The organism is Citrobacter sp. Cf125 (assembly GCF_030333935.1).
In the GTDB taxonomy this organism is placed as follows: domain Bacteria; phylum Pseudomonadota; class Gammaproteobacteria; order Enterobacterales; family Enterobacteriaceae; genus Citrobacter; species Citrobacter freundii.
Genome location: NZ_JAOWEY010000019.1, coordinates 1 through 5,268, shown reverse-complemented (window position 1 = coordinate 5,268; position 5,268 = coordinate 1). Strand labels below are relative to the sequence as shown.

Genomic DNA, 5,268 nt, shown 5'->3' with positions numbered 1-5,268 from the left:
GCAACAACGCCCGCACCAACAGTACGGCCGCCTTCACGGATTGCGAAACGCAGACCGTCGTCCATCGCGATTGGGTGGATCAGGGTAACAACCATTTTGATGTTGTCGCCCGGCATTACCATCTCTACGCCTTCCGGCAGTTCGATGGTACCAGTCACGTCAGTAGTACGGAAGTAGAACTGCGGACGGTAGCCTTTGAAGAACGGAGTATGACGGCCGCCTTCGTCTTTGGACAGAATGTACACTTCAGATTCGAACTTGGTGTGCGGCTTGATAGAGCCCGGCTTAGCCAGTACCTGACCACGTTCGATTTCTTCACGTTTGATACCACGCAGCAGAACACCAACGTTCTCACCAGCACGGCCTTCGTCCAGCAGTTTGCGGAACATTTCAACGCCAGTACAGGTAGACTTAGCAGTCTCTTTGATACCAACGATTTCAACTTCTTCACCAACTTTGATGATACCGCGCTCTACACGACCGGTAACAACCGTACCACGACCGGAGATGGAGAATACGTCTTCGATAGGCAGCAGGAACGGCTTGTCAATCGCACGCTCTGGTTCTGGGATGTAAGAATCCAGGAAGCCAGCCAGTTCGATGATTTTCGCTTCCCACTCTGCTTCGCCTTCCAGCGCTTTCAGAGCAGAACCACGAACGATCGGAGTGTCGTCGCCCGGGAAATCGTACTGAGACAGAAGTTCACGAACTTCCATTTCTACCAGTTCCAGCAGCTCTTCGTCATCAACCATGTCGCATTTGTTCAGGAACACGATGATGTACGGAACGCCTACCTGACGACCCAGCAGGATGTGCTCACGAGTCTGCGGCATCGGGCCGTCAGTCGCAGCAACAACCAGGATCGCGCCGTCCATCTGCGCAGCACCGGTGATCATGTTTTTAACATAGTCGGCGTGGCCCGGGCAGTCTACGTGTGCGTAGTGGCGAGTCGGGGTGTCATATTCAACGTGAGAAGTGTTGATGGTGATACCACGTGCTTTTTCTTCCGGCGCGTTATCGATCTGATCGAATGCGCGAGCAGCACCGCCGTAGGTTTTAGCCAGAACGGTAGTGATTGCAGCGGTCAGCGTTGTTTTACCATGGTCAACGTGGCCGATAGTACCGACGTTAACGTGCGGTTTAGTACGTTCAAATTTTTCTTTAGACATCGATTGTCCCTCTAAGACACGGATAAATCGGTGATATCACCACATCAACCAGGCAATATACCTGAGCTGTTGAATGCTTTTAAAAGTAAACAGAGAGAAACGGGAAGGAGAAGTGAAGTGGTGCTGATACCCAGAGTCGAACTGGGGACCTCACCCTTACCAAGGGTGCGCTCTACCAACTGAGCCATATCAGCACGTCTGGAGCGGGCAGCGGGAATCGAACCCGCATCATCAGCTTGGAAGGCTGAGGTAATAGCCATTATACGATGCCCGCATCCTGAAACTCGGCTACCCAGTTCTTTCTGTAACAAAAAAGAGATTTCTCTCTTTTCTGTTCGAGCTGATTAATTTTTTAATCAACTCAGGCGGCGATAACGCTGCCAGAAAGTGGTGGTGGGGGAAGGATTCGAACCTTCGAAGTCTGTGACGGCAGATTTACAGTCTGCTCCCTTTGGCCGCTCGGGAACCCCACCGGACTTGATGGTGCCGACTACCGGAATCGAACTGGTGACCTACTGATTACAAGTCAGTTGCTCTACCTACTGAGCTAAGTCGGCATCAAGTAGCGCGCATTTTATGGAGACATGCGCACTCATGCAACTAAAAAATTGCATAAAATGTTCTATCGCTCACATTTTGCACTATGCGACCGATAAATAATCTATTTCTTCTTTGGATTGGACAAATTTCCAACGCCAGGTGCCACCTCAGGGAGGAATTTTGCTCCGGCATGCGCGCGTTGATAGAGAGAAAGCACATCTTTATACATCTGGAATACCCGTCACATTGCATTTCAGAGGATGATTTTTTCTTATTATTCCCCTCCATCTGGTGTTACCCTCCTGCCCATTGTCCAAATTAACTGAAATGTGCGTGCCATTGCGTACCGGGGATGATTTCGTTTTTTACCGCAGACCTGATATAGCAATGACAGCCAGACCATGCGTATGAGTATAAAAGAGCAAGCGTTAACGTCGCCTTACCTACAGTTTGATCGCAACCAGTGGGCTGCGCTTCGTGATTCCGTGCCGATGACCCTGACCGAGGAAGAGATTGCTCGTCTTAAAGGCATTAACGAAGACTTATCGCTGGAAGAAGTTGCCGAGATTTATTTGCCTCTCTCGCGTTTGCTAAACTTTTACATCAGTTCAAACCTGCGACGTCAGGCAGTGCTGGAGCAATTTTTAGGCACGAATGGCGAGCGTATTCCTTATATTATTAGTATTGCTGGCAGCGTTGCCGTCGGTAAAAGTACGACAGCGCGTGTTTTGCAGGCCTTGCTCAGTCGCTGGCCAGAGCATCGTAAGGTTGAATTGATTACTACCGATGGCTTTCTCCACCCTAACCAGGTATTGAAAGATCGTGGACTAATGAAGAAGAAAGGCTTCCCCCAGTCCTATGATATGCATCGCTTGGTTAAATTCGTTTCCGATCTGAAATCAGGCGTACCTAACGTCACGGCACCGGTCTATTCCCATCTCATCTATGATGTGATCCCTGATGGCGACAAAACCGTTGCCCAGCCCGACATATTAATACTCGAAGGGTTAAATGTATTACAAAGCGGGATGGACTATCCTCACGATCCACATCATGTATTTGTTTCTGACTTTGTCGACTTTTCTATTTATGTTGATGCGCCAGAAGAATTACTCCAGACGTGGTATATCAACCGCTTTCTGAAATTCCGTGAAGGGGCGTTTACCAACCCGGACTCTTATTTCCATAACTATGCAAAATTATCAGAAGATGAGGCTATCAATACTGCCACATCGCTATGGAAAGAAATTAACTGGCTGAATTTAAAGCAAAACATTTTACCAACACGTGAAAGAGCCAGCTTGATTATGACTAAAAGCGCCAATCATGCCGTTGAGCAAGTCAGACTACGTAAATAAATAAAAAAGGGGAGCCTCAGCTCCCCTTTTTATTATTCAGCACTTCTCAGCGATATTTCTCCACCCATCCAGGGTTTGATCTCGCCATTTTGTTCAAGCAATAATGCACCTTGCGCGTCTATTCCACGAGAGATACCAAATATTTCTTTATCACCAATAATAAGTTTTACCGGGCGGTCGATAAAGTTATCCAGTTTCTTCCAGCGAGACAGATACGGAGCTAATCCTTCGTGCTCAAAGAGCACCAACGCAGCGCGCAACTCACGTATCAGTCGGGCAGCAAGGGTATTGCGGTCAATGTTAATGCCCGCTTCCTGCAGGTTAATCCAGCCTTGATTAACCACATTTTCCTCAACCCGGCGCATGGACATATTAATACCTGCGCCGATAACAATTTGCGCGGCATCACCTGTCTTACCGGTCAGTTCAACCAGGATCCCTGCCAGTTTACGGTCGAGTAAATAGAGGTCGTTGGGCCATTTTACACGGACTTTATCCGCACCCAGATCGCGCAAAACCTCAGCCATGACGATACCAATAACCAGACTCAGGCCAATCGCGGCGGCCGGTCCTTGTTCCAGCCGCCAGAACATTGAGAGGTAAAGGTTGGCACCAAACGGTGAAAACCATTTCCGACCACGGCGGCCGCGCCCGGCCTGCTGATATTCAGCGACGCAGGCATCCCCTGACTCCAGCTGACCTATTCGGTCCATCAGGTACTGATTGGTTGAGTCGATAACCGGCAGGACAGTGATATTTCCACCATCCAGTTGAGAATGAATAAGTGAGGCATCTAATAGTTGGATAGGCTCCGGTAAGCTGTATCCTTTACCTGGAACAGTAAAGACATCAACCCCCCAGTCGCGCAACGTCTGGACATGCTTATTGATTGCAGCACGGCTCATTCCCAACGTTTCACCGAGCTGCTCACCGGAATGAAATTCTCCATCGGCCAATAATGAAATAAGCGTCAGAGGGACGGTATTATCCTTCATGCAATGATCTCCACAGCATTCATTTCACCCTGCGGACCAATAAACCGGACCTCTGGTTCGAGCCAGACATTAAATTTCTCACCGACTTTTTGGCGCACATGGTGTGCAAGTTGCACTACATCCTGACTCGTCGCATTATCTGCATTGACCAGCACCAGTGCCTGCTGCTGATGTACCGCCGCGCCACCAATACGCATACCTTTTAGCTGGCACTGATCGATAAGCCAGCCTGCTGCCAGTTTCACAGAACCATCAGCCTGCGGGTAATGAGGTGCTGTTGGGAATTTAGCCAGGAGCTCCTGCGCAATATTCCCAGTGACAACTGGGTTTTTAAAGAAGCTACCCGCATTACCGTTTACTTTCGGATCGGGCAGTTTTGTCGTGCGCATATGGCAGACTGAATCAAAAACCTGCTGAGGTGTAACTGTTGTAGGATCCAGACGCGTCAGGTCACCGTAAGTCAAAACGGGCTGCCACTGTTTAGGTAAGCGCAGACCAACGGCTACAATTGCGAAACGATCCTGGTATTCATGCTTGAAGATGCTGTCACGGTAACCAAAACGGCATTCTGTAGCACTGACGCTCAGATGTTTGCCGGTCGCCAGTTCAATGCAGTCCACATATTCGCAAACACGCTGAAGTTCCACACCATAAGCACCAATGTTCTGGATTGGCGATGAGCCGACACAGCCCGGAATAAGTGCCAGATTTTCCAGGCCAGGCATGTTGTGCTCCAGCGCATAGCACACCAACTGATGCCAGTTTTCACCCGCGCCTACGTGCAAATGCCACGCATCAGGTTGCTCTGTAATCTCAATACCCTTAATACGATTGACGATCACCGTACCCTGGAAGGTATCAAGAAACAGGACGTTACTCCCTTCGCCCAGAATCAGTACTGGATGATGCGATGCATTGGCTAATTGCCAGGCATTCAGTAATTGTTGTTCATTTTCGGCGCAGACAAGTTCATTCGTTTGCTGATCGATACCGAAGGTGTTCCAGGCTTTAAGGGAGTGATTCATAGACGCTTTCCTGATGCAAAATCGCGCCTAGTTTACCGCATATACCGCAGGATGGCTTGTGTTATGGAGGCTCAGGATATTGCTTTGCACCCGATGGTGCGGCGATGTGCCTGATGCGCTGCGCTTATCAGGCCTGCACAATACGTTCAGCCCGGCGGTTTTTACCCCGCACACACGCAAA

The 5,268-nt window shown here is 49.3% G+C and carries 4 protein-coding genes, 4 tRNA genes and 1 pseudogene; 2 read left to right on the top strand and 7 right to left on the bottom strand.

Annotated features, from left to right (window positions below; genetic code table 11):
• The 5 genes from tuf to OGV89_RS03985 form a co-directional block, all read right to left on the bottom strand.
• Positions 1 to 1,169 (bottom strand): elongation factor Tu (tuf, locus tag OGV89_RS04005; protein WP_049014834.1); only part of this gene is annotated, 1,169 nt, incomplete at its 3' end.
• Between the two features lie 118 nt (positions 1,170 to 1,287).
• Positions 1,288 to 1,363, bottom strand: a tRNA-Thr gene (locus tag OGV89_RS04000).
• A gap of 5 nt (positions 1,364 to 1,368) precedes the next feature.
• Positions 1,369 to 1,443 (bottom strand) — tRNA-Gly (locus OGV89_RS03995).
• A 114-nt stretch (positions 1,444 to 1,557) separates the two neighbouring features.
• Positions 1,558 to 1,642 (bottom strand) — tRNA-Tyr (locus OGV89_RS03990).
• Positions 1,643 to 1,650: 8 nt separating this feature from the next.
• Positions 1,651 to 1,726, bottom strand: a tRNA-Thr gene (locus tag OGV89_RS03985).
• A gap of 19 nt (positions 1,727 to 1,745) precedes the next feature.
• Between OGV89_RS03985 and OGV89_RS03980 the strand changes: the two are divergent.
• Together OGV89_RS03980 and coaA are read left to right on the top strand one after the other, a co-directional pair.
• Positions 1,746 to 1,826, top strand: a pseudogene (locus tag OGV89_RS03980) (hypothetical protein); the annotation flags it as partial.
• 290 nt (positions 1,827 to 2,116) lie between these two features.
• Positions 2,117 to 3,067 (top strand): type I pantothenate kinase, encoded by a 951-nt coding sequence (gene coaA / locus OGV89_RS03975; protein ID WP_003031107.1) that lies wholly within the window; start codon positions 2,117 to 2,119, stop codon positions 3,065 to 3,067.
• A gap of 32 nt (positions 3,068 to 3,099) precedes the next feature.
• On the opposite strand, the gene birA is transcribed toward coaA, so the two are convergent.
• Together birA and murB are read right to left on the bottom strand one after the other, a co-directional pair.
• Positions 3,100 to 4,062 carry a bifunctional biotin--[acetyl-CoA-carboxylase] ligase/biotin operon repressor BirA gene (gene birA, locus OGV89_RS03970; protein ID WP_003031105.1) on the bottom strand — a complete coding sequence of 321 codons (963 nt, stop codon included), beginning with the start codon at positions 4,060 to 4,062 and terminating at the stop codon, positions 3,100 to 3,102.
• A complete protein-coding gene (gene murB, locus OGV89_RS03965; RefSeq protein WP_286558161.1) occupies positions 4,059 to 5,087 on the bottom strand; it encodes a UDP-N-acetylmuramate dehydrogenase in 1,029 nt (342 codons plus the stop codon). Before murB ends, birA begins: the two co-directional genes overlap by 4 nt.
• Positions 5,088 to 5,268: the final 181 nt, after the last annotated feature.

Excerpts from the sequence above, each read along its gene's own strand:
- coaA (WP_003031107.1), top strand. The coding sequence starts at position 2,117 with ATGAGTATAAAAGAGCAAGCGTTAACGTCGCCTTACCTACAGTTTGAT.
- birA (WP_003031105.1), bottom strand. The coding sequence starts at position 4,062 with ATGAAGGATAATACCGTCCCTCTGACGCTTATTTCATTATTGGCCGAT.
- murB (WP_286558161.1), bottom strand. The coding sequence starts at position 5,087 with ATGAATCACTCCCTTAAAGCCTGGAACACCTTCGGTATCGATCAGCAA.